This window comes from Komagataeibacter melaceti, from assembly GCF_003403295.1.
In the GTDB taxonomy this organism is placed as follows: Bacteria; Pseudomonadota; Alphaproteobacteria; order Acetobacterales; family Acetobacteraceae; genus Komagataeibacter; species Komagataeibacter melaceti.
The window spans coordinates 1-24,136 of sequence record NZ_QUWV01000085.1 but is presented as its reverse complement, the minus strand read 5'-3'; the positions used below and the strand labels follow the sequence as shown (position 1 = coordinate 24,136).

The window sequence follows — 24,136 nt, the reverse complement described above, 5'->3', positions numbered from 1 at the left end:
CGCGCTTCAGGAAGGGGACCGGTGACCCTTCTTCCCGTCATGTTACGTTAACGTAACACATTGCGCGCATTCGGGGCGATGGTGGTCTTGCGCGGTCTTGCGCGGTCTGGTGTCGGTCTAGTCCGTGATCTGGCTGGCCGGGGTCAGGGTGGCGCCGCTGGCCTCGATCTGGGTGCGGATGGCGCGGGCCAGTTCCAGTGAACCCGGCGTGTCACTATGCACCAGGATGGAACGCGCCTTTACCGGCAGGCGCGCGCCGTCAATGGTCGTAACGGAGCCATCTTCCAGGAACTGGCTGACACGCGCCTGCACGGCGGCAAGGTCATGAATGACCGCCCCCGGCTGCCCGCGCGGCACCAGTGTCCCGGCCGTGGTATAGGCCCGGTCGGCCAGGAACAGGGTATGGACACGCAACCCGGCCTTTTCCGCCGCGCGTTCGGTCAACTGGCCGGGCATGGAAAATACCGTCAGTTCCGGGTCAAGTGCCGCAATGGCGCGGGCAAGCCGCAGGGCCAGCCCTTCATCCGCATTGGCCATGGTGCCGAAGGCGGCGTGGTAGCTTACATGCGTCACACGGTGGCCATGGCGGGTGGCAATGCCCTGTAGCGCACCAACCTGATAGACCAGCATCGCTTCCATGTCCGCATCCGACACGTTCATGGTCCGCCGCCCGAAACCGGTCAGGTCCGGCAGGCCGGGATGGGCGCCGATCGCAACGCCCTTTTCCCTGGCAAGCTGCACGGTGCGGCTCATGATGGCGTAATCACCGGCATGGAACCCGCAGGCGATGTTGGCCGAGGACACGGTATCCATCAGGCCGTCATCATCCGCGATACGCCAGCGCCCGAAGCCTTCGCCCATATCCGAATTGAGATCGATCTTCATGCCTTGTCTCCGGGTTTCGCGCCGGTGCGGCGCAGGGCGGATTTGCGGTAATGGGCCACCATCATGCGCAGGTCATCCAGATAGGCTTCAATCGGCGCCATCGCCGCAACGCCCTGCTGGTGCGTGCATTCATGAAAACGGATGCGCGCGCCAATACGTGCCTGCGCCAGCCGCCACAGGTCGGCCTCGATCACCGTGACGATGCGGGGGTAGCCGCCTGCGGTATTGGCATCCGCAAGCTGCACGATCGGTTCACCGGCAGGGGGAACCTGCACGATGCCGGGCACGATGCCGTAGGAACGCAGTTCCACCCGCTGGTGCAGTTCCAGCGGCGCGCCCGACAGCCGGTAGCCCACGCGATTGCTCTGTGGCGTGATGCGCCACTGTGTGTGCCACAGCCGTTCATGCGCCTGCGCGGTGAACAGGGCGTAATCGGTGGCGGGGATGGCGCGCAGGTTGATGACGGTGCTGTCCTGTCCGCCTGGCGCGGCAAGGATGCTGGTGGGCGGCACGGCACCATATCCCGCCACGGGAGTAGTCACGCCGGAGGTTTTCAGCGTATCACCCGCTTCAAGCGGTCGGCCGTCCATTCCGCCAAAACTGCCGCGCAACTGGGTGCTGCGTGACCCGAGCACGACAGGCACGTCAATCCCGCCCGCAATGCACACATAGCCCCGCGCGCCCGCACGTGGCTGCCCCACCCGCAGCATCTGTTCCGGCGCGGCCGTCATGACCGACCACGGCAGGACGGGCGTGCCGTCCAGCGTGATGTCCGCGTCGATACCGGTTACGGCAAAGCTGCCCGCGGTCTCGAAGCGGAGGACGAAGGGATAGGTCTGGAGTTCGATGCAGGCGTCACCGGGCTGGTTGTGCAGCAGGATATTGCCAACCTGAAGTGCCACATGGTCCATCACGCCCGATGTGCCCACGCCCAGGTTGCGGTACCCCGGCCTGCCCAGATCCTGCACCGTGTTCAGCGCGGATGTTTCAAGGATCGTAATCACAGTTCGATGCTTTCGGGGTAGAAGCGGATCCGGTCCCCGATCGCGAACAGGGCGGGCGGTTCCCGATGGGGGTCGAACAGGCAGATTTCGGTATAACCGATGGAATTCCACCCATTTGGCCCGGTCAGCGCGGAAATGCCGGCCTGCATGCCGCCAATGGTGACCGTTCCCGCCAGCATTTTAAGCGAGGGCACGGCCTTGCGTGGCGTCGCGATGCGCGGGTCCAGCCCGTGCAGGTAGCCAAAACCGGGCGCGCTGCCGATGGCGCAGACCGTGTATTCACTACCATGGTGAATGGAAATGACATCCTGCGGGGGCAGGCCCGCATGGGCCGCGACCGCGGCCAGGTCCTCACCCAGCGCGCCGCCGTAACGGACGCCGATTTCAAACAGGCGGCCCTTGATGTGGCGCTCCGGCAGGGTTTCCCATGCATGGCGCAGCCAGTCGGCCACATGTCCGGGCTGTTCCGGCGGGGTGGAAAACACCAGCATGAGATTGGTTACACCGGGAATGAGTTCCTGCACGTCGGGCCGGGCCTGCGCGGCCTCCATCAATGCCCATATGCGGCGCTGATGGGCCATGGTGAAGGCGCCGGGCGCTTCGAACAGCATGGCGCGGGTGCCGATCATGCTGATGGTGGGTGCCGCGTCCGTCCTGTGCCCCACGTTGCGCGTGATATCCGTGTTCAAAATCCACAGTCCCTGGAACAGCGCCAGCCATGCCACGGGAGGGGGCAGGGTCCGGCAATCAAACCATAACCGTAACGATACAAGAGTCGCGGCATCCGGTGCCTGCCCCAAGGATATGGCCGGTGGCGGTAATGATAGCCAGTGCATTTCTGGTTGTGAGGGTATTGGATAATCTTATGGCTCAAGGGGTAAGCGTTGGTATCGTATTATGTTATGGCGTAAGAACGAACTGCTCTTGGCGCTGTGATTGTGCCCCGGCTAGCATGAAATGAATATTCTGTTTCCGGTGCCTGTATCACGGGGCCGGGAGTTTTCTTCTTCTCTGTTGCAGGATCGGGTCCCATTACCATGAGCAATCAGCCGTATCGTACCGCCCTTGTCACTGGCGCGTCTTCGGGGATCGGGGCGGCAATCGTCCGCAGGCTGAGCGAGGCCGGGATACAGGTGCATGCCCTCGCGCGTGACGCGGCGCGGCTGACACAGCTTGCGCAGGAAACCGGCTGCATCCCGCACGCGGTCAGCGTATCGGACCAGGCCGGGATCGAGGCGCTGGTCAGCGGGCTCGAGATCGACATTCTGGTCAACAACGCGGGGCAGTCGCGCACCGGCAACATCACGAACACCACGCCCGAGGATATTGATGCGCTGGTGGATGTGAACCTGCGCGCTGTCCTGCAACTGACCCGTCTGGTCGTGGCGGGCATGATCGAGCGTGACCGGGGGCATATCGTCAACATCAGCTCGATCGCCGGGCATTACGCCTTTGCCGGTGGCAACACGGTCTATCATGCAACCAAGGCGGGCGTACATTCGCTCTCCCAGCAGCTGCGCTGCGACCTGTACGGGCGGCATGTGCGTGTGACGGAGGTCTCCCCCGCCCGCGTGGAAACCGAAGTGTTCGGTCGCCTGATTGGCAACATGGAAGAAGCGAAGAAGCGCTTCTTTGACGAATACGAGTCACTCCTGCCCGAAGACATTGCCAATTCCGTCGCCTTCGCCGTGCTGGCGCCGCAGCGCATGAACGTCAGCTTCATGGAAGTGCTGCCGACCATGCAGGTGGTGGGTGGCCTCAATTTTGCAAAAAAGTCGTCTGACCCGGCGTAACGTCAGTGGATATCTCCCAGATCAGGCGGCTGATAGACCTGCTGGCACAGGCCCCGATCACGGAGCTTGAAGCCGAGGCCGATGGCCGGAAAATCCGCATAACCCGCAGCGAGGCCCGGCCCGCTCCCGCCACCGCGCGGGCGCAGGCCCCGGCCCGGCCGCGCGAAAGTGTCGCAGCAGTACCTCAGCCTGAAGCCGCCCCGGCGCAGGTGCCGGTTATTGCCGCGCCTTCGTACGGGATTGTTCATCTCTCCCCTTCGCCCGGCGCGCCGCCTTACGTCACGGTGGGGCAGGATGTGCAGCCCGGGCAGGAAGTGGCACTGGTGGAGGCAATGAAAGTGTTCAATGCGGTCAAGGCCACGCAGGCTGGCCAGATTGCGGAAATCCTTGTCGAGGACGGCGCGGAAGTGGAGGCAGGCACACCCCTGTTCCGTCTGGCATGAGTGATACGTTGCGTTTCAAACGGGTGCTGATCGCCAATCGTGGCGAAATCGCCCTTCGTATCCAGCGGGCATGCAGGCAGCTCGGCCTTGAAACCGTTGCCGTGTATTCGGAAGCGGATGCCGACAGCCGGCACGTGCATGAGGCGGATGTGGCCCTGTGCATTGGCCCGGCTGCCGCCGCACGCAGCTACCTTGACCCTGACGGGCTGCTGCTGGCCGCCAGGATGACGGGGGCCACGGCCATTCACCCCGGTTATGGTTTCCTGTCGGAAAATGCTGATTTTGCGGATGCGGTCGAAGCTGCGGGCCTGACCTTCATTGGCCCGACGGGGGCATCCATCCGCATGATGGGTGACAAGATCACCGCCAAGCAGGCCATGCGTGACGCCAATGTGCCCTGCGTGCCCGGATCGGACGGGCCGCTGCCTGCCGCGATGGAAGATGTGCACGCCGTTGCCCGGCAGGTCGGTTTCCCGGTTATTGTAAAGGCATCCGGCGGCGGCGGCGGGCGCGGCATGCGCGTGGTCGAACGGGCCGAAGACCTGACACAGGCGGTGGCACTTACGGCCAAGGAAGCGCAGCAGGCATTCGGTAACCCGACCCTGTACCTTGAACGCTTCATGCAGAAGCCGCGCCATATCGAGATACAGGTGCTGTGTGACACCCACGGCACGGCGCTGTGGCTGGGGGCGCGCGACTGTTCGCTCCAGCGGCGCCACCAGAAAGTGCTGGAGGAAGCCTCCCCCCCCGGCATCGCGCCCGAGACCATTGCCGAAATCGGGGCACGCTGCGCGCAGGCCTGCCGCCGGATCGGCTACCGTGGCGCGGGCACGTTCGAGTTCCTGTATGAAGATGGTGTGTTCGCGTTTATCGAGATGAATACCCGCGTGCAGGTCGAACATCCGATTACGGAGGAAATAACCGGCGTGGATATCGTGGCCGAGCAGTTGCGCATCGCGCAGGGCGAGGCATTGCGTATCCGGCAGGAAGACATCCGGTTGCGCGGCCATGCCATTGAATGTCGGCTCAATGCGGAAGATCCGTTTACCTTTGTCCCGTCCCCCGGCACCATCACGCGCTGGGACCTGCCCGGTGGGCCGGGCATCCGGGTGGATACGCATGTGGTGAGTGGTTACACGGTCCAGCCCTATTATGATTCCCTGATCGGCAAGGTCATAGGTTATGGCGCATCACGCGCGGAAGCCATTGCGCGCCTGCGCACCGCGCTGGCGGAAATGCGGGTGGAAGGGGTTGCCACCAACATCGCCCTGCATCAGGACCTGCTGGCTGATCCGCACTTCCAGCGTGGTGGGGTGGACATCCATTATCTTGAACGATGGCTTGCGGAAAGAACGGCATCATGAGCAACCCGCCAGAACTGGTTCCTGATTTCGACAGGCTGCCCGAACCGGGGGAAATCAGCCAGATCGCCACATGGCTGGCCGAGGCCAGGCTGGACTCGCTCGAGCTTTCCAACGACGCGGGCCTGCGGCTGCGCATCCGCGTGCCTGCGGCGGCGGCCCCGGTTGAAAAAGGCATGGCATCCGAACCAGCCATGCCTCAGGCGGAAGCAGGGGAGGGGACCGTTACGGTCCGTGCCCCCTATTTTGGTAAGCTGTGCCTGACCCACCCCATGCGCGACAGTGTGTTCGCGCCGGTGGGGGCAACGGTCGGACAGGATGATGTTGTGGCCCTGCTGACGCTGGGCAGCCTTCAGGTGCCCGTCAGGGCGCCGGTGGGGGGCGTGGTGGAGCAGGTCGTGGCCCAGCCGGATGAACTGCTGGGGTACGGGGCCGCAATCCTTCAGATACGGCCCGATCAGGACTGACTTTATTTTGGGTATTTCTTTCCTGCATGATGGCGGGAAAGTAAATGCAAGCCCTGCTTGCTGTTATTTGTAGCGTTCAAAAAACCGGGGCGGTCCATATGGACCGCCCCGGTTTCTGTTTTCTAGCGCAGGGTGGAGACGAATTCCGCAATCCGCCTGCAGCCTTCGCGCAGGGTTGCGGTATCGGTCGCGTAGGAAATGCGGAAGAAGGGGCTCATCCCGTAAGCCGCCCCCTGAACGGAAGCCACCTGCTTTTCTTCCAGCAGGGCCATGACGAAATCGGTATCGTTCCCGATGTGCCGTCCACCCGCCGTCGTCTTGCCAATACATGCCGCAATATCAGGATAGACATAGAATGCCCCCTGTGGCGTGTGGCACTGCACGCCGGGGATGGCGTTGAGCAGGCTCACGACCAGGTCACGCCGGGCCTGATATTCGGCAGCACGCTGGGCAAGGAAGTCCTGCGGTCCCTCCAGCGCGGCTACGGCTGCGGCCTGCGCAATGGTGTTGATGCCGCTGGTGGACTGGCCCTGCATGTTGTTCATGGCCGCGATCAGGTTGCGCGGCCCACCGCAGAAGCCCACGCGCCAGCCGGTCATGGCGTAGCTTTTGGAAACCCCGTTGACCGTCAGCACCCGTTCCTTCAGGCGGGGTTCGACTTCCGCCAGCGTGCAGAACTCAAACCCGTCATAGATGAGGTGTTCGTAAATATCATCCGTCAGTATCCAGACATGCGGATGCTTCAGCAGGACGGCGGCGATCTCCTCCATTTCCTGACGCGGGCAGCACGCGCCCGTCGGGTTGCTGGGGAAGTTCAGCACCAGCCACTTGGTGCGCGGTGTAATGGCCGCATCCAGATCCGCCGCCGAAAGGCGGAAGTTGTTGGCGGCGGGGCAGGGCACCTGCACGATTTTGGCCCCGCCAAGGCGGGCGATGTCGGCATAGCTGATCCAGTAGGGGGTGGGCAGGACCACCTCGTCACCCGGATTGATGGTCGCCATCATGGCGTCATAGATGATCTGCTTGGCGCCGTTGGCGACCAGAATTTCATCCAGCGCGTAATCAAGATGGTTTTCACGCAGGAATTTGGCCTGAACGGCTTTTTTCAGCGCCGGCTTGCCGTCCTGCGGCGGGTATTTGGTGTCACCGGCGCGGGCGGCGGCAATCGCTGCGTCCACTACATGTGACGGGGTCGGGAAATCGGGTTCCCCTGATGAAAGGCTGATGATTTTCAGGCCTTCCGCCTTCAGCGCCGTGGCCTTGTCGGTCATGGCGGCAGAGGCCGAAATCCCTATTCCATTCAGTCGATCTGCAAAGCCGGGCATCGGCGGTCTCTCCAATCTCGATATGTCGCGCATGCGTATTGGGTACACGGTAAATCGTTTCAGCACGTATTAGATACCGCCGAAAATTGTCTGACCCCATACAACAATCCTATGGGGCAGAGGTGGGTGCAGGCCCATAGGATCGGGATGGCGCAAAAGAACGCCCGTGGCATGAATGGCCGCCCATGAATTATTCAGGGTTAACCCTTGAGTATTTCTGGCTCCAGTCGTGAATATAAAAATATATGATGACCATATTTTTGTATTCGTGAACTACAGATAACGTGAATTCATTTTTTCAGATTGCGTGAACACAGTCGCCTGACCATGGGCGGCGGTCTTCAATACCCGATAAGACCCTCCAGCCCGGATAGGCCCTAATGTTCAACATCCCTTCCCATGCGGCAGACGCCACCGATCCCTTTCCCGCATCCGGGGTGCCGCCGCACCCCGTGCAGGACGGGCAGGCCAGCCGCAGGGAACGTGACCTGCTGGGGGAGGCGGACATTCCCGCAGATGCCCTGTGGGGCATACATACATGGCGTGCGCTACAGAATTTTCCCATAAGCGGCATACCGATCGGAACATATGGGGAGTTCGTGCAGGCGCTGGTCAGCGTTAAGCAGGCGGCGGCGCGGGCCAATCACGCGCTGGGGTATCTGGATGCGCGGCGGGCCGGGGCCATTGATGCCGCGTGCAGCGAGATACTGGGGAACCCCGCCTATCACGCCCATTTCGTGGTGGATGCCATGCAGGGCGGCGCTGGCACATCCACCAACATGAACGCCAACGAGGTCATAGCCAACGCGGCGCTGGTGATGATGGGCGAAAAGCCCGGAACCTATGCGCTCGTTCACCCCAACGACCATGTCAACATGGCCCAGTCCACCAATGATGTCTATCCGACCGCGCTGCGCCTCGGGGTCATGCTGGCGACTGGCCCGCTGGTCGCGGCGCTGGAGGGGCTGGCCCGTGCCTTTGGTGAAAAGGCGCAGGCCTTTGGCGCGATTTTGAAGGTGGGACGGACCCAGTTGCGCGACGCCGTTCCCATGACGCTGGGGCAGGAATTCAATGCCTTCCGCATTGCGGTGGAAACCGAGATCAGGAGCCTGAAGGCGCATGTCAGTGCCTTTGAACAGGTCAATCTGGGCGGCACCGCCATCGGGACGGGGCTGAATACCGACCCGCGTTACGCACAGGCCGTGATGGCGGAACTGCGCGCGCTGACAGGGCGGCCCATGGCGCATGCGCCCGATCTGATCGAGGCGACATCGGATGTCGGGGCATTCGTCCTGTTTTCTGGCGTGCTGAAAAGGCTGGCCCTGAAACTTTCCAAGATTTCAAGCGACCTGCGCCTGCTCTCCAGCGGGCCACGGGCCGGGCTGGGCGAGATCGTGCTGCCCGCCGTGCAGGCGGGGTCCTCCATCATGCCGGGCAAGGTCAATCCGGTCATACCGGAAGCCGTCAACCAGGTTGCCTATCTGGTGGCGGGGCATGACACGACCATTGGCATGTGTGCCGATGGCGGGCAGTTGCAGCTTAACCCCTTTGAGCCGATGATTGGCTATTGCCTGTTTTCATCGCTGAAAATACTGCGCACGGCTGTCGATACCCTGTCCACACGCTGCGTGGCCGGAATTGTTGCCGACCCCGAGCGGTGCGCATACCTGTCGGGCATCAATATCGGCATCATTACCGCACTGGTACCGGTGCTGGGGTATGAAACCTGCTCCACCATCGCCCGGCGTGCCCTGGCCGAGAACCGGACGGTCACGGAGCTTGTGGTGGAGGAAAATCACCTGTCCCCGGAACGGCTCGCGCAGATCTTGCGCCCCGAGGCCCTGACCCGGCCCAATATCGGCGTGCAGGTGGCGTAGGGTATTACGTCGAGGCCTGCGTGCCCGGCCAGTTGCGTGAGGCGGCCATTGTCCGGGCCAGATCAATCAGCAGTTCACGCACCGCGACCGAGGCTTCCGTCTCGGGGATGATTTCAGGCACGCATAGCGATACATCTTCCTGTATGACCGGGTTGCGCAGCGGATAGATGCGCGACCTGTCGGGCACGACAATCCGACTGGCGACGGACCATGGCAGGATGGTGCTGCCAATCCCCTCGACTATGGCGCCCTGCAGGGTGTTCAGCGCCTCTATTTCCGCAACGATATGGGGTTCGAGCTGCTTGCGCATGAAGGCCATGTCAACGCTCTTGCGGACAAAGTTGTGCGTGGGCGGCAGCAGCAGCGGAATATCCGTAATGTCCGCCAGTTGCACCGCACCCGTCTCATCCTGCGGGATTTCCAGTGACTGGGGGGCGAGAAGGAAGAATTCCTCCTTCATCAGCGGGGTGAAGATCACGCCCTTGATCGGTCCCGCCCCGTGGATGACGGCCATGTCCAGCCGGCCCGTCATGATCAGTTCACTGTATATGTCATCGAAACTTTCGGTCAGGTGCAGGGTTATGTCCGGCAGCCGTTCACGCACGCGGCGCAGCAGTTCGACCGACAGCGTCGATCCGGCGCTGTAGGGTGACAGCCCGACCGATACCTTGCCCACCAGTGGTCCCACGCCACGGCTGATCTCGACCATGGCGCGATCGAACTGTTTGGTTAGTGTCTGGGCGTGGCGGTACAGTTCGGCCCCGGCAGTCGTGGGTGTGACCCCGCTTTTGCTTCTGATAACCAGTTTCTGTTTGAAGACACTTTCCAGCGTGGCCAGTTGCTGGCTCAATGCGGGCTGGGCAATATTGAGCAGGTCGGCAGCGCGGGAAATGCTGCCCAGGTCAATTATTTTAACAAATGCCTGCAACCGCCGTATATCCAACGGACACTCCTTCTAGTTATGCGCGATGGACTTTATTGCATTGATAATAGGAGAATTTCCGTAAAGCGTCAACAAATTGAACATTTCAGCGTCATGTTTCGGAAAATCAACATAAGCCCGCGTGTGACGCGCCGATGTGGCCGCCTGACGACGGATACTTGTAAAAAACGGGATTAAAATTGCCCTAAAAATAAAAATACAAAGATTTTTCAGTTATATAGTCATAACCAGATAATCAAGAAACGTATCCAGCCCCAACATATTGATAATTCATATGACGCCAAATCATAACGGATACGCATCATACGCAGACACATGTTCGTTGCGGAATGTCCGGCGGTATTCAGGGGGATGCGATGGTAGGCCTGTCAAAACGGAAGCTGTATCTGGTGGCTGGGGTTGCCTTGGGCACGGTCCTGCCTGCTGTTGGTGAAGCCGCTACATCATCTGCGGATGTACCTGAAAAACAGTACAGGACCGTGACAAAGAAGAAGGTCGTCCACCCCGCCACCCACACCGCGACCGCGGGCGTGCGTGCGACTGGGGCGGAAGTCATTCATGTGGGCGGGCATTCGACCAATTCCGTTTTCTCACCGGGCACCGCGCGGCACAGCACGACGCAGGTTACGGTCGTGACGGGTGCGGAACTGCTGAAAACCGGCCAGACCAACGTGCTTTCCGCGCTGGCGCAGGCCAACCCGGCCATCACCACTGCCGCCCTGCCCGGTGGTGGCGCAAGCTCCTTTGTCCAGACCATGCAGCTGCGCGGCCAGTCGCCCGATGACACGCTGATCCTGGTCAACGGCCATCGCCGCCATATCGGCGCCAACTTCAATTCCAACGCGGGCACGAACTGGGGCAGTGAGCCGAGCGACATTTCGCTCATTCCCATCTCGGCCATCGACCATATCGAAGTCATAACCGAAGGCGCTTCCGCCCTTTACGGTCAGGACGCCATTGCGGGTGCCGTCAATATCGTGCTCAAGCGTGACACGCATGGCGGCAGCATCAACTTCAAGAACAGCGGTTACTACGCGGGTGATGGCCAGGCGCTTGACGGTTCGGCCAACTACGCCATGGCGCTGGGGAACAAGGGCGGCTACCTGGACCTTGCGGCCCAGATCAGCCATCAGTTGCCGACAACGCGCGGCGGGGATTTCTACGGCACCCTGTTCGATGATGGGCGTAACGAGACGGCAAACCGCAATGTGCAGCGCGGGCTGGGCATACCCAAGACCACGCTGGAAACACTGAGCGAAAACATGTCCGTGCCCATGGGCAGCGGGTTCAGTTTCTACAGCACGTCCACCTTCTCGCACCGCCGCGCCAACGTGCCCGAAACCTATCGCGCCGCGACGACTGGGGATACGTGGATCAACACGTCACTTTATCCCAATGGTGACCAGCCCTACATCACCATGGACCAGTACGATTTTGAAACGGATAACGGGATCAGGACGCGCAAGTTCGGTTTCGCGTGGGATGCGTATGTCACCTACGGCCGCGATGCGCAGACATATGGCACCAAGGATTCCGAAAACGTCTCCATCCCCGGCAGCACCCAGACATCGTTCTATGACGGCTCTTCAATCTCGTCCGAACTGACCAGCGGCCTGCGCGGGTCGCGCTCGTTCAGGACCGGGTTCCTGCCCAAGGACATCAACCTGAAATTCGGTGCCGAATACCGCCACGATACATTCCAGATGACCCAGGGCGAGACCTCATCATGGTCCGGCGTGGGGGCGACCGATCACCCCGGTAACGTGCCGATGGCCGTCACCAACCAGAACCGTGATGTTTTTGAAGGTTTCGTCAATCTCGGTTTCTTTGTTACCGAGAAATGGGAATGGACCCTGGGCGGGCGCGCGGCCAGCTACAACAACCTTGGCACGGTCGAGACCGGCTCCATCGGCACGCGCTACAACTTCAACAAGCGCTGGGCGATCCGGGCCAACATCAATTCCGGCTACCGGCCGCCGACGCTGGGTGAAATGTCCTATTTCTACTCAGCGCCCTATCCCGGCTATACGGTTGACCAGGTGCCCGCCAACAGCGCGATCGCGAAATACCTGGGTTCGGGCAGCATGAAGGGCGAATACTCCCGCAGCTACACGATCGGCCTTGATGCGACGCCGGTGGATGATTTCCACATAACCGGCAACCTGTACTACATCGCCATCAATGACCGTCTGGGCAGCACCCAGTCCTATACGGTGGACCAGAACGACGCGACGCTGATGTCGCTGCTGAAGGCGGCCAATCTGGAAAGTGCGACATCCCTTTCGTACTATGCCAACCTGTATAACACCCAGACCTTTGGCGGTGACCTGAACGCGGATTACACCCTGCGCACCCACCGGTTTGGCAAGTTCCGCTTCGCCATGGGCATCAACTTCTCGGATAACGAGATCCGTTCCGCCCGCAACAACCTGGTGAATGAATACACCAAGGAAATGGTGCTCCATTCCGCCCCCAAGAACCGCGAGCAGATCAGCGTCAACTGGCAGTATGGCAAGTGGTCGGTCTTCGCGCAGGAAATGCGTTACGGCTCCATTGTCTATATGGCCGCACCGACGGGACCGGGCAGCGTGCCGTTCCAGCAGAACCCGGCCTTCATCACCAATCTGGAGGTGGACTACAAGGTATTCCCCCGCTGGACCGTTGGCGTGGGCGCCAACAACATAGGCAACAAGTACCCGACCCGCGTGTCGCGCAGCATTGCCAACTCGCAGCAGGGTCTGTCGAAGTATCCGTCCTATTCCCCCTACGGCTTCAGTGGCGGCATGTATTACGTCAAGACGTCGATCGACTTCTGATACCTCCGTTCAGGACGGAAAAAACCAAATGCCTGGCTGTTTGTCCGGCCCCCGGTGGGGGCGGCTGACAGTCAGGCATTTTTTATTATCGGCACTCCTGATCGCCCGCCCCGTGGCATGGATCTTGCGGCCTGTTTCCTGACAACAGTCAGGGCTGCATGAGGCGATGCAACAGGAACCGCGCGTGACAGATACGTTTGCTGAACCCGACATAATCAATTTTGGCGTTCTGCCTGCCCCGGTCAACGCGCTGTTGCAGCAGGGGGTTGTTGCCTACCGGGATGATCCCGCCCGTGCCGATGCACTGTTCCGGCAGGCCCTGCGGGCTGCGCCCGACCAGCTTGCGGTCTATTTCTGCCTCTATAAAATCCATACCTATCAGGGCAATCTGCAGGATGCGCACATGGTTGCGCAGGACGGCCTGCGGGAGGCCGCGCGACAGGCCGGATGGAGCACGGACTGGCGGCAGTGGTGGACCGGACCGGAGCTGCCTGACGGGCCTGCCCGCTTTGCCTTATATACGCTGAAGGCGCTGGCGTTCATCAACCTGCGGCAGAACCGGCCAGACAGCGCGGCGCGGAAGCTGGCGGCGCTGAAAATGCTCGATCCCTCCGGCGCGGTCGGCTGGCCGGTGATCGCGGCCCTGGCCGAAGGCGTGATGCAGGATGCGCACTCCGACATTCAGGCCCGCATATCGTGATGCAACAGGTTCATGTCACGCGGGCACGGGTCCTTTCATGACACGCAGGCCCGTAATCCGGATGGAAGATTTCGTGCAGCCGCATCATGGTCTGGGCGTGCTGCGTCTGGCTACCCTGCTGGCCGAAGGGGAATGCACAGCGGAGGAGGATGACCTCGACAGGATGTTCGGGCAGATGGAGGCCGGCGCGCTGGTCGCAACCCCGGCATCGCTGATCTGGCCGGAACTGGCCCGTGGCCTGATGGCGCCCGCCCCGGCGACCATGCTGCGCACCCTGCTTGAATGTGGCTGCCTGCGCGAAATCCTGCCAGATGTGGCGGCCCTGTTCGGCGTGCCACAGATTTCGGACGAACCGGGGGAAATCGACCTTGGCGCGCATATGCTGGCAACCCTGAACGAGGCGGCATTGCGGCAGGCCCCCTGAGCGTGCGTTTCGCGCTGCTGGTGATGAATGTGGGCAAGGTGGATTCCCCGCCTGAACACCTGCCACACCATTACCGGCATGCCGAACGCGCCCGCCCGCGGATCGAGGCGCTGTGCACACGTTTTGGCGTGCCGCCGGAATGTCGCACCCTTGCTCTGATGGCCAGTACGGATGTGGAGCGGGTGCATCGTGTCTCGGCCGTGCGGGCCGGGCCTGTGGCCGACCTGTTGCAGCAGGTCGGCGGCTTTGACACGCCCGCACTTTACGACCTGCTGATGCAGGTCTGCACCTGTGACTACTGCGCCCATGGCAGTCGGTCAGGGCAGGTATATCCCAAGGCGACCCTGCTGGAGATCGCGCGCAACGCCTGCGCCGGTATCACGCAGGCGGAGGGGGAAAGCATGGACACGCTGCGCGAGGCCCGTGCCATGGCGGTCGCCCGGGCGTTCCGGCCCCTACGCAGGACCGGTTGAAAAAACGGTGTGACCGGGGCTGGTTATGCGGTCTCTGATGCCGCATCAATCTCCAGCGCCAGTTGCGCCATGCGCAGCGCGCCCTCCCGGCTTGCGGCACCGCAGATGAAGCGCGCGGGGTGGGCAAAAACCGCATCCGGCACACCGGACGCAGCAGCCAGTGCCGCGCCCTCCAGCCCGCGCCATGCTTCGGGCAGGGAGACACGCTGCCCGAAATCGCCCCGCACCGGGGGCACGGCCTTTACGTTCCAGCGGTCAGGCCCGGCGGGGGAGACGACATACACAACAGGCAGGTCATGTTCAAAAATGACCTTTTCGGTGGGCATGCCCGTATCCATGACCAGGATGCGCTTGTCTTCCGCTTTCTCATAAGCCGCCAGCACCCGGCTGACCGCCTTGAGGCCCGCGCGCGTACGATCGACCATGTTGACCAGATGCGCGGCAACGGCCTGTGCGGCATTGGCAAAGCCCAGCGTCTCACGCGCGCGGGCTTCATCCCTGCCATACAGTTCGGCGGTGTCCCATGGCGGGCTGCAGGCCGACACGATATCGGCAAGGGAGAGCTTGCCCATCTTCACCACGCCATTGTCGTCCTGATCGATCGGCAGGATCAGGGATTTGTCCATGGCCTGCCACAGCGTGGCGAGCGTGGCGTCATCCACGGGGGTTTTCAGGATGTTGCGCAGCGCGGCCATCCCGTAATCCTTCCACAGCAGCCCGGCCGCGCTGTAGGGCGTGCCGTCCTCGCGCAGGGGCTTGTCCTTCATGTGGTGGTCGTAGCGCCCGGCGGGGGGATCGTAGCGGCCGCCCACGTCGAATACGATGTCAGCGGCACTGATGCGCTCGGGTGAGCGCGTGCGTACGAAATCAAGCCGGTCGGTGGTCTGGGTGCCAAGGACACGCCCGCGCAGGTCGCCCTCGGGCGCAAGCGCGTAGTGCAGGATGACATAGCCCAGCGTCTCATCGGCATGGAAATTTCCGGAATGGGTCAATGCCCGGACGGGGGCGTTCCCATTATCGAGCCCGACGGGCGTGTACTCTGGCATCTCAAGACCTGCTGACAGATAAAAGTGAATTCCTGATCGTGCCCCCTCATGCCGCAAAGGCGGCGGCAAGACAACAGACTTCACCCGCCACCCGCCCGGCGCGCCGCGTGGCCACCCATGGTGATGGATGCAGCCCTGCCTAACGTTTTTGCGCTCTGCTGCTGGCGGTTTGGCTCCTGTATCGTGCGCACAGGCTAGTGAGGAGAGAGGGGAAACCGCGTGAGTCAGACGTGGGGTGATTTTCAGGCCATTGTCCAGTTATCGGCGGGCCTGAATGTGGCTATTCTCAGTTTCGTGGATATCAGCCTGCCCGCCATCAAGGAGCGCAGGCATGTCTTCGCCAAGGCACAGCAGGAACTCGACATGCACCGCAAGTCGCCCACCAAGGCGACCGATGCGGAGCAGAAGCTCTATGACAGCCAGGTGGAGGAGATGAACCAGAAGCTCTACCTGCTGTGGCGGGAGTCCTCGACCTTCAGCAATGAGGAGGATTCCCTCATCCGCTCCACCGGCATCCTCGGGTTCCTTGGCGCGATCCTGAGCCTTCTCCTGCTGTGGTACTCGGCCGAGTATTATGATTCGGTGATCACCCTTGGCGGCAAGGGCCTGATCCTGCTGTCGTTCTGTTCGCTGATCGGCGCCTTCATCATCAATTTCATGACGGCATCACAGGCGAGCGTCTTTACCAAGAAGTGCAACCAGATCCGCCAGGAAATGCACGAGAAGCTGTAGGCCCTTTACGGCGTGGCGCACCCTTGGGCGAAGCCCGCCAGGAAAATCCGCACCGCATGGTGGAAGCGCGGGCGCATGTTGCGCAGGAGTTCCGGTATTTCCGAGGCGCAGGCAAGGTTCTGCAGCATGAAGTCGCCCACGGTCATGCCAAACAGCATGTTGCTGTACATGGATATGTCATGCACCACGTAATTCCTGCGCTGGACGTAGCAGGTCAGCCACGCGTTCAGGACGTTGTCCTTGCCGCCCGCGCGCAGGCTGGTCAGGATGTGGCGGATATCTTCCGACTGCTGTGATTCGGTAATCAGCGCCCGGATCAGGCTCATGCGGTCGGGGCGCAGGATGATCTCCCCCAGGTTCATGAGCAGTTCGGTCAGTTCCTCAACCGGGTCTTCGCTGTAGTGGCACCGGTCGGGGGAGAAATTGAAGAGCCTGCTGCTGACCAGCGCATGGAACAGGTCCTGCTTGGATTCGAACATCTGGTACAGCGTCCGTTTGGACATGCCGGAATGCTGCGCCACCCGGTCCATGGATGCGGCATGGTAGCCGCATTTCTGCAACACCTCGCTTGCGGCATCCAGAATCCGCTCACGGCGTTCACATTCCTCCATTTCCGGCGGTCGTCCGGGGCCACGCCGCCCACCGTCACAACCGTTTGGCGCCGATGATCGCGTTTCGTGCTCATTCCTGCTCATTTGTAATCTAATCCCGACCACTTTTGGGTGGATGCCCTGCTTGACCGCTTTATGGAGACGATATAGTTTTCCATCCATTGAAAACCAAATAGTTTCGTTATTTGGCTTTCTTATGGCGGCCATGCTCGTTACGGAACACGGCCGCGATCCAGAAACATTTTATATATAACGGCACGTAAGCCGGTTGGTGACCATGATGCATTATTCCCGTGTCGTAGCCCCGGCGGCTCTGATTCTTGGCCTCGCGGCCTGTCAGCGGCACACCGCCCCACCCCAGATGCCCCCCCAGCCGGTCAAGGTCGTAACCCTCAGGACCCAGCCGGTGGAAATTCATACCCAGTTGCCGGGCCGTACCGAGGCGTTTGAAATCGCGCAGGTGCGCCCGCAGGTCAGCGGCGTGATCATGCAGCGCCTGTTTGTCGAAGGTTCGGACGTCAAGGCCGGTCAGCAGCTCTACCAGATCGACCCGCGCACCTATCAGGCCGCCGTTGATGTCGCGCAGGGCCAGCTCCTTCACGCGCAGGGGACCGAGGTCACGGCCCGCGCCAAGCTGAACCGCTACGGGCCGCTGCTCAAGGCGCACGCCATAAGCCAGCAGGAATATGACGACGCCCTGGCCGCCGAGCGCGCGGCGCAGGGTGATGTCCTCTCGGCCAAGGGGCAGCTTGAGCGCGCCAGCGTCGATCTGGGCTATACCCACATGAACGCGCCGATTACCGGGCGCATCGGGCGTTCCATCCTGACGGTGGGCGCGCTGGTTACGGTCAACCAGACCAACAATGTCGCGATCGTGACCCGGCTCGACCCCATCTATGTGGACGTGAACCTGCCCGCGACCGAACTGCTGCGCTTCAAACGCGAACTGGCGCAGGGGCGGCTGACCCGCGTGGGTGACAACGCCGCCAGCATCAGCATCACGCTGGAAGACGGCACGACCTATGAACACGCCGGTCGCATGGAATTCTCGGAAGTGAACGTGGATGAAGCCACGGCCACGGTCGTGGTGCGTGGGGTCATGCCCAACCCCGAACACCTGCTGCTGCCGGGCATGTACGTCCACGCCCAGCTTGCCGAGGGCATGGACCCCACCGCCCTGCTGGTGCCGCAGGAAGCCGTGCAGCGTAATTCCCACGGGGATGCGCAGGTCTGGGTGGTGGATGCTGACAACAAGGCCAGCATCCGCCCCGTGGTGACGCAGCAGGCCATTGGCACCAACTGGCTTGTGACCGATGGCCTGAAGGATGGCGAACGGGTGGTGGTCGAGGGCGTGCTCAAGATTCATCCGGGCGACAAGGTGACGCCGGTGGATGTATCCCCCACCGCCAAGGCAGGATAACCCCCGATGTCTCTGTCACGCTTCTTTATTGACCGCCCCGTTTTCGCATGGGTGATCGGGCTGATCATCATGCTGGTGGGCGGGGTGTCGATCCTGCGCCTGCCCATTGCGCAGTATCCGGCCATCGCACCGCCACAGATCGCCATTTCGGTCACCTATCCCGGTGCTTCGGCCGATACGGTGAACGATACGGTGGTGCGCCCGATCCTGCAGCAGATGTTCGGCCTCGACCATCTGGAATATATTTCCGCGCAGTCCTATGCCTCGGGCCAGATGGAAATCGACCTGACCTTCGCGCAGGGGACCAATCCCGACATCGCGCAGGTGCAGGTGCAGAACAAGCTGCAGCTTGCCCAGCCCAAGCTGCCGCCCGAAGTCACGGCACAGGGGCTGAGCATCACGAAGGCCGTCAAGAACTTCATGATGGTCATAGCCTTCATCTCGACCGATAACAGCATGACCGGCGCGGATATTGCCGATTATGTGGCCTCGAACATTTCCGACCCCCTCAGCCGCGTGACCGGTGTGGGCGACCACACGCTGTTCGGCGCGGAATACGCCATGCGCATCTGGCTCGACCCGTCCAAGCTGTACAAATACAGCCTGACCGTGGGCGACGTGCAGACCGCCATCCAGACGCAGAACATCCAGGTGTCATCGGGTGAACTCGGTGGGGTGCCTGCAACCAGGGGCGCGCGGCTGGATGCCACCATTATCGGGCCGACCCGCCTGCATTCCCCCGAGGAATTCGAGAAGATCCTGCTCAAGGTGCAGCAGGACGGATCGCAGGTGCGCATCCGTGACGTGGCGCGCGTGGAACTGGGGCCGCAGACCTATAATACCCATTCCTTCTATAACAACATGCCCGCATCCGGCATGGCGCTGAAGCTCGCCCCCGGCGCCAACCAGCTCCAGACCGAAAACGCGGTGCGTGCGCAGATCCATGAACTCGAGCAGTTTTTCCCGCCGGGGCTGAAGACCGTCTATCCGCTGGATACCGCCCCCTTCATCGTGCTGTCGATCAAGGAGGTGATCATCACGCTGGCCGAGGCGATTGCCCTCGTCTTTGTGGTGATGCTGATCTTCCTGCAGAATTTCCGCGCCACCCTCATCCCCACCATCGCGGTGCCGGTGGTGCTGCTGGGCACGTTCGGCATCCTTGCCGCCCTTGGCTTTTCCATCAACACCCTGACCATGCTGGCCATGGTGCTGGCTGTCGGCCTGCTGGTGGATGACGCCATCGTGGTGGTGGAAAACGTCGAGCGCGTGATGACGGAAAAGAACCTCTCCCCCCGCGATGCGGCCCGTCAGTCCATGGACGAGATTTCGGGCGCGCTGGTCGGCATCGTGCTGGTGCTGACGGCGGTGTTCCTGCCCATGGCGGCCTTTGGTGGCTCGACCGGGGTGATCTACCGGCAGTTTTCCATCACCATCGTCTCGGCCATGTGGCTGTCGGTGCTGGTGGCCATGGTCATGACCCCGGCCCTGTGCGCCACCATGCTCAAGCCCGGCACCCATGAAAAGACGACCGGCCTTGCCGGGTGGTTCAACCGCCACTTCACCCGCCTGACACAGGGCTACCAGAAGGGGGTGACCCGCGTGCTGGGGCATACGGGGCTGTCCATGCTGGTGTTCGTGCTGATCACCGCCGGTGTGGGCTGGCTGTTCATGCGCCTGCCCGGCGGCTTCCTGCCCGATGAGGACCAGGGGCTGATCTTTGGTCAGGTCACGATGCCGCCCGGCTCCACGCTGGAGGAGACCGCCGCCGTCAACCGCAAGGTTAGTGACTATATCCTCAAGACCGAAGGCAGGAATGTTGAATCCGTCTATTCCATGAACGGCTTCAACTTCGCAGGGCAGGGGCAGAGCGCGGGCGCTTTCTTCGTCCGGCTGAAGGACTGGGATGAGCGGCCCGCCGCCTCCCAGTCCTCGGCAGCGATTGCCATGCGCGTCATGATGCATTTCTGGATGGACCCGGTGGCGCAGATCTTCGCCATCAATCCGCCCGCCGTGCTGGAACTGGGCAACGCCACGGGTTTCGATGTGGAGCTGGAGGACCGTGGGCATCTGGGGCATGAGAAACTGCTGCAGGCGCGCAACATGGTGCTGGGCATGGCGGCGAAGGACCACCGCCTGACCGCCGTGCGCCCCAATGGCATGGAGGACGCGCCGCAGTTCCATCTTGAGATCGACCGTGAAAAGGCGAATGCGCTGGGTGTCACGATTGCCGATATCAACACCACCATCGAAGGGGCGCTGGGGTCGATCTATGTCAACCAGTTCCTGCGCGATGACCGTGTGAAGCAGGTTTATATCCAGGGTGAGCCGGATGCCCGCATGATCCCTGATGACCTGAACAAATGGTACATGCGCAACGCACTGGGGGGCATGGTGCCGTTCAACGCCTTCATATCCGGCCAGTGGGTGATCGGGCCGCAGAAGGTGGAGGATTATAACGGCCTCAACGCCTACGAAATCCTGGGCCAGCCTGCCGCGGGCTACAGCTCGGGTGATTCGATTGCCGCGATGAAGGAAATCCTCGCCAAGCTGCCGCCCGGCGTAGGCTATGAATGGACCGGCCTGTCGTTTGAGCAGATGGCGTCAGGTGCTGCGACCGGCCCGCTTTACGGGCTGGCGGCCATCGTCATCCTGTTCTGCCTTGCCGCGCTGTATGAAAGCTGGGCCATTCCCTTCGCCGTGCTGCTGGTCATCCCGCTGGGGGTGCTGGGGGCGATCGTGGCGACCCTGCTGCGTGGCATGGCCAATGACGTCTATTTCCAGGTCGGGCTGCTGACCACGGTGGGGCTGGCGGTGAAGAATGCCATCCTGATCGTGGAATTCGCCAAGGCGTTTTTCGAGAACGGCGCGACACTGGAAGAGGCCGTGCTGGAAGCCGGGCGTGAGCGGCTGCGGCCGATCCTCATGACCTCCATCGCCTTCGTGGTGGGTGTGTTTCCGCTGGCCATCGCTACCGGGGCGGGTTCTGCCGCCCGTGTCGCGATCGGCACGGCGGTGGTGGGCGGCATGGTGACCGCGACCCTGCTGGCCGTTTATTTCGTGCCCCTGTTCTTTGTGGTGGTGCTGCGCCTGTTCCGCGTGCAGCGCATGTCCGAACGGGCAAAGGGAGAGTAATGACAATGACCGTCCTCTCCACATTCAGGCGGGCCGGTGCGGCCGGCATGGCGGCGATGCTGCTGGCGGGCTGCACCATGATCCCGCATTACAAGCGCCCCGCGCCGCCATTGGCCACCACATGGCCGTCCTATGCCCATACGGGTGACCCGGTGGTGGAAAACCCGCTGGCGGCTGACCTGGGCTGGTCGGATTTCTTTACCGACCCACGGCTTAAGGCGCTGATCGCCATCGCCATCCGTGAAAACCGGGACCTGCGGCAGGCGGCGGCGGACATACGCCGCGCGCAGGGGCAGTTCTCCATCCAGCATGCCAGCCTGTTCCCCGCCATTGGCGGCGGGGGGGAAGCGATGTTCCAGGGGCCATCCGGCGCCGCGGGTCTGAGCTTCGCGCCGGGTCTGGATACCGGCAACCCGCCCATGTTCAAGTACTACCAGATGGGCATTGGCGTCTCGTCCTACGAGATCGACCTGTTCGGGCGTATCCGCAGCCTGTCGCGTGAGGCGGCGGAACATGCGCTGATGCAGCGCGAGAACGCCCGCGCCATGCTGATCAGCATCATATCGCAGGTGGCGACGGCCTATATCTCATGGCTGGGCGACCAGGCACAGCTACGCCTGTCCGATGATACGATGGCCTCGCAGGAGGCGACGCTGGACATGGTCAAGGCCCGCTTCGCCCATGGCGAGACAGACGAGATGACCGTGCGCCAGACCGAAACGCAGGTTGCGCAGAGCGGGGCGTTCCGTGATGAATCACGCAGGCGCGTGGCGCAGGATGAAAACCTGCTGACACTGCTGATCGGCCAGCCCATCCCGGACAACCTGCCGCCCGCCCAGCCGCTGGGGCAGCAGACCATCATGAAGGATCTGCCGCCGGGCCTGCCGGCGGAGGTGCTGGAGCACCGGCCCGACATCATGGCGGCCGAGCATGACCTGCTGGCGGCCAATGCGGATATCGGCGCGGCCAAGGCGGCGTTCTATCCCCGCATCACGCTGACCGCGTCGGACGGCATCAGCAGTCTCCAGCCGCACAAGCTGTTCACCTCCGCCGCGACCACGTGGGGCGTTTCCCCGCAGTTGCAGGTTCCCCTGCTCAACTGGGGGCAGAACAGCGGCAACCTGAAGGCCTCGCGCGCCATGCGGGACTCCAAGATGGCCGCTTATGAAAAGACGGTGCAGTCCGCCTTCCGCGAGGTGGCGGACGCGCTGGCCGCACGCGATACCTATCGCGATGAAACGGGGCAGATGGACAAATACGTGTCCACCACGTCCGATGCCTACCGGCTGGCCATGCTGCGTTATCAGGCGGGGACGGATTCCTACCTGACATCGCTGGTGTCCCAGCGTTCCATGCTGCAGGCCCAGCAATGGCAGATATCCATTGCCGTTTCGCGCTACCAGAACCTTGTCACCCTCTATCGTGCGCTGGGGGGTGGCTGGACGGAACACACCTATGTCCCGCCTGCGCCCAAGGGTGCGGGGCAGCAGACCGCCCATAAGGGGTGAGTGGACCCATCCTGTCCGGTTCATGAACACATTACGGCCTGTCCATGCTGAATACATGGTCAGGCCGTAATGGTATCTGGAGAAATTGTGTAATCAAAAAATAAAGACAATGAATTCAGGGTATTTATTCTGAACATATTGTTAAATAAAAATCACAATATTATAAATAATTAAAAATTACGTTTATTTATTAAATCGAAAAAATTTGTAAATTTTATCCTTCCAATATCAAAAATCATACCATATCTATGTCAAATGACTTCTGGCGCCATATGTTTTGTGATCCAGCGCGTAGGAAGTGCATGAAAGGTAGGGTCTGAACTTTGAATTTACACAGCAAATCCGATAATCAACTGCCCGCGGCCGTGCGCCCTGATGGGAAACTGCGCATGGTTATTTTCGATTGTGATGGTGTGCTGGTCGACGGGGAATATCTCTCCACGTCCATCATGGCGCAGGAAGCGCGAAAATACGGCTGGAACATTACGGACGCGCAGGCAAACAAGCTGTTCACCGGTGGTGAACTGGCCAAGATTCGCGATCGTATCGCCCGGGAAAGCGGCAAGGAGCTGCCCGATGACTGGGATATGATCGTGCAGAACCGCATCGTCACCATGATGAAGACCGATGCCCAGACCGTGGACGGCGCGGAAGACATGCTGCAGGCCACGCTCCAGCTGGGGCTGCCGGTGCGTATCGGTTCCAATTCCTCCATGGCGGAGATGGACGCCAAATTCAGCAGCACCGGCCTGGACCAGATGCTTGAAGAAGACCGCATCCATTCAGGTCGCGACCTGAACATGCCCAAGCCACGGCCTGACCTGTACCTGTATGCAGCGGAGCAGGACAACATCCCGCCCGGCAACTGCATCGTTCTGGAAGATTCCGATGCCGGGGTGGAAGCCGCCCGTCTGGCAGGCATGGCCTGCGTGCTGCTGCGTGATCTGGACAAGCCCGCACCGCAATGGCCGGGGCTGTTCCGTATCGGTCACCTGTCGGAATTCGTGCCGCTGCTGCGGCGCATCATGGCCGGGCAGAAGCAGGCCGCGGCCTGACCGCACAGGTATGCAGGGGCGTGCTCAGTCGATGTGGCTGCTGCTGCGGCCCTGCTTGATGCGGCTGCGATGCTGCTTGTCTTCCAGCCGCCGCCTGCGCTGCCCGCGGGAGGGGCGGGTG

Annotated in this window: 21 protein-coding genes; 14 read left to right on the top strand and 7 right to left on the bottom strand. The window is 61.8% G+C overall.

The genetic code is table 11. The features are described 5' to 3' along the window. Positions 1-117: 117 nt before the first annotated feature. Genes DY926_RS10520 through pxpB form a run of 3 tightly spaced genes read right to left on the bottom strand, consistent with a single transcriptional unit; the run spans position 118 to position 2,518 of the window. Positions 118-885: a LamB/YcsF family protein gene (locus DY926_RS10520; RefSeq protein ID WP_116703325.1), complete on the bottom strand. Its 768-nt coding sequence runs from the start codon at positions 883-885 to the stop codon at positions 118-120. Beyond that, a complete protein-coding gene (locus tag DY926_RS10515) occupies positions 882-1,889 on the bottom strand; it encodes a 5-oxoprolinase subunit C family protein (RefSeq protein WP_116703324.1) in 1,008 nt (335 codons plus the stop codon). The genes DY926_RS10520 and DY926_RS10515 overlap by 4 nt, the downstream gene beginning before the upstream one ends. After that, positions 1,886-2,518 (bottom strand): 5-oxoprolinase subunit PxpB, encoded by a 633-nt coding sequence (gene pxpB / locus DY926_RS10510; protein WP_116703338.1) that lies wholly within the window; start codon positions 2,516-2,518, stop codon positions 1,886-1,888. The genes DY926_RS10515 and pxpB overlap by 4 nt, the downstream gene beginning before the upstream one ends. A 408-nt stretch (positions 2,519-2,926) precedes the next feature. On the opposite strand from pxpB, the gene DY926_RS10505 reads away from it, so the two are divergent. Genes DY926_RS10505 through DY926_RS10490 form a run of 4 tightly spaced genes read left to right on the top strand, consistent with a single transcriptional unit; the run spans position 2,927 to position 5,953 of the window. Then, the gene (locus DY926_RS10505; protein ID WP_116703323.1) at positions 2,927-3,682 is read left to right on the top strand and encodes an SDR family oxidoreductase; all 756 of its coding nucleotides are present in this window, start codon (positions 2,927-2,929) and stop codon (positions 3,680-3,682) included. A 5-nt stretch (positions 3,683-3,687) separates the two neighbouring features. Further along, positions 3,688-4,125: an acetyl-CoA carboxylase biotin carboxyl carrier protein gene (locus tag DY926_RS10500; protein ID WP_116703322.1), complete on the top strand. Its 438-nt coding sequence runs from the start codon at positions 3,688-3,690 to the stop codon at positions 4,123-4,125. Then, a complete protein-coding gene (gene accC / locus DY926_RS10495) occupies positions 4,122-5,489 on the top strand; it encodes an acetyl-CoA carboxylase biotin carboxylase subunit (protein WP_116703321.1) in 1,368 nt (455 codons plus the stop codon). Before DY926_RS10500 ends, accC begins: the two co-directional genes overlap by 4 nt. Continuing rightward, positions 5,486-5,953: an acetyl-CoA carboxylase biotin carboxyl carrier protein gene (locus DY926_RS10490; RefSeq protein WP_116703320.1), complete on the top strand. Its 468-nt coding sequence runs from the start codon at positions 5,486-5,488 to the stop codon at positions 5,951-5,953. Before accC ends, DY926_RS10490 begins: the two co-directional genes overlap by 4 nt. A 122-nt stretch (positions 5,954-6,075) precedes the next feature. On the opposite strand, the gene DY926_RS10485 is transcribed toward DY926_RS10490, so the two are convergent. Further along, positions 6,076-7,278, bottom strand: coding sequence for a pyridoxal phosphate-dependent aminotransferase (locus DY926_RS10485; protein ID WP_116703319.1), 1,203 nt, complete (start codon positions 7,276-7,278; stop codon positions 6,076-6,078). A gap of 380 nt (positions 7,279-7,658) precedes the next feature. Here DY926_RS10485 and DY926_RS10480 point away from each other — a divergent pair, with 380 nt between their 5' ends. After that, entirely contained in the window at positions 7,659-9,155 is a 1,497-nt protein-coding gene (locus DY926_RS10480; RefSeq protein WP_116703318.1) for an aspartate ammonia-lyase, read from the top strand. Between the two features lie 4 nt (positions 9,156-9,159). Here the strand turns inward: DY926_RS10480 and DY926_RS10475 are convergent, their stop codons facing one another. Beyond that, positions 9,160-10,098 carry a LysR substrate-binding domain-containing protein gene (locus DY926_RS10475; RefSeq protein ID WP_116703317.1) on the bottom strand — a complete coding sequence of 313 codons (939 nt, stop codon included), beginning with the start codon at positions 10,096-10,098 and terminating at the stop codon, positions 9,160-9,162. A gap of 389 nt (positions 10,099-10,487) precedes the next feature. Between DY926_RS10475 and DY926_RS10470 the strand changes: the two genes are divergently transcribed. The 4 genes from DY926_RS10470 (at position 10,488) to DY926_RS17625 (ending at position 14,511) form a co-directional block, all read left to right on the top strand. Continuing rightward, the gene (locus tag DY926_RS10470; RefSeq protein ID WP_116703337.1) at positions 10,488-12,914 is read left to right on the top strand and encodes a TonB-dependent receptor plug domain-containing protein; all 2,427 of its coding nucleotides are present in this window, start codon (positions 10,488-10,490) and stop codon (positions 12,912-12,914) included. A gap of 184 nt (positions 12,915-13,098) precedes the next feature. Beyond that, the gene (locus tag DY926_RS10465) at positions 13,099-13,614 is read left to right on the top strand and encodes a hypothetical protein (RefSeq protein WP_196778573.1); all 516 of its coding nucleotides are present in this window, start codon (positions 13,099-13,101) and stop codon (positions 13,612-13,614) included. Between the two features lie 37 nt (positions 13,615-13,651). Next, the gene (locus DY926_RS17630) at positions 13,652-14,038 is read left to right on the top strand and encodes a hypothetical protein (protein WP_196778572.1); all 387 of its coding nucleotides are present in this window, start codon (positions 13,652-13,654) and stop codon (positions 14,036-14,038) included. A gap of 2 nt (positions 14,039-14,040) precedes the next feature. After that, positions 14,041-14,511: a hypothetical protein gene (locus tag DY926_RS17625; protein ID WP_196778571.1), complete on the top strand. Its 471-nt coding sequence runs from the start codon at positions 14,041-14,043 to the stop codon at positions 14,509-14,511. Positions 14,512-14,534: 23 nt separating this feature from the next. Here DY926_RS17625 and DY926_RS10455 read toward each other — a convergent pair whose 3' ends face one another. Next, positions 14,535-15,557, bottom strand: coding sequence for an MYG1 family protein (locus DY926_RS10455; protein WP_116703315.1), 1,023 nt, complete (start codon positions 15,555-15,557; stop codon positions 14,535-14,537). A 219-nt stretch (positions 15,558-15,776) separates the two neighbouring features. Between DY926_RS10455 and DY926_RS10450 the strand changes: the two genes are divergently transcribed. Beyond that, entirely contained in the window at positions 15,777-16,289 is a 513-nt protein-coding gene (locus tag DY926_RS10450) for a hypothetical protein (protein WP_116703314.1), read from the top strand. Positions 16,290-16,294: 5 nt separating this feature from the next. On the opposite strand, the gene DY926_RS10445 is transcribed toward DY926_RS10450, so the two are convergent. Continuing rightward, entirely contained in the window at positions 16,295-16,900 is a 606-nt protein-coding gene (locus DY926_RS10445) for a TetR/AcrR family transcriptional regulator (RefSeq protein WP_116703313.1), read from the bottom strand. 277 nt (positions 16,901-17,177) lie between these two features. On the opposite strand from DY926_RS10445, the gene DY926_RS10440 reads away from it, so the two are divergent. The 4 genes from DY926_RS10440 (at position 17,178) to DY926_RS10425 (ending at position 24,015) form a co-directional block, all read left to right on the top strand. Further along, the gene (locus DY926_RS10440; protein WP_116703312.1) at positions 17,178-18,320 is read left to right on the top strand and encodes an efflux RND transporter periplasmic adaptor subunit; all 1,143 of its coding nucleotides are present in this window, start codon (positions 17,178-17,180) and stop codon (positions 18,318-18,320) included. 6 nt (positions 18,321-18,326) lie between these two features. Further along, a complete protein-coding gene (locus DY926_RS10435) occupies positions 18,327-21,452 on the top strand; it encodes an efflux RND transporter permease subunit (RefSeq protein ID WP_116703311.1) in 3,126 nt (1,041 codons plus the stop codon). Further along, positions 21,452-22,960, top strand: a complete 1,509-nt coding sequence (locus DY926_RS10430; RefSeq protein ID WP_116703310.1) for an efflux transporter outer membrane subunit — start codon at positions 21,452-21,454, stop codon at positions 22,958-22,960. The genes DY926_RS10435 and DY926_RS10430 overlap by 1 nt, the downstream gene beginning before the upstream one ends. A gap of 389 nt (positions 22,961-23,349) precedes the next feature. Next, the gene (locus tag DY926_RS10425) at positions 23,350-24,015 is read left to right on the top strand and encodes an HAD family hydrolase (protein WP_116703336.1); all 666 of its coding nucleotides are present in this window, start codon (positions 23,350-23,352) and stop codon (positions 24,013-24,015) included. Positions 24,016-24,136 lie beyond the last annotated feature (121 nt).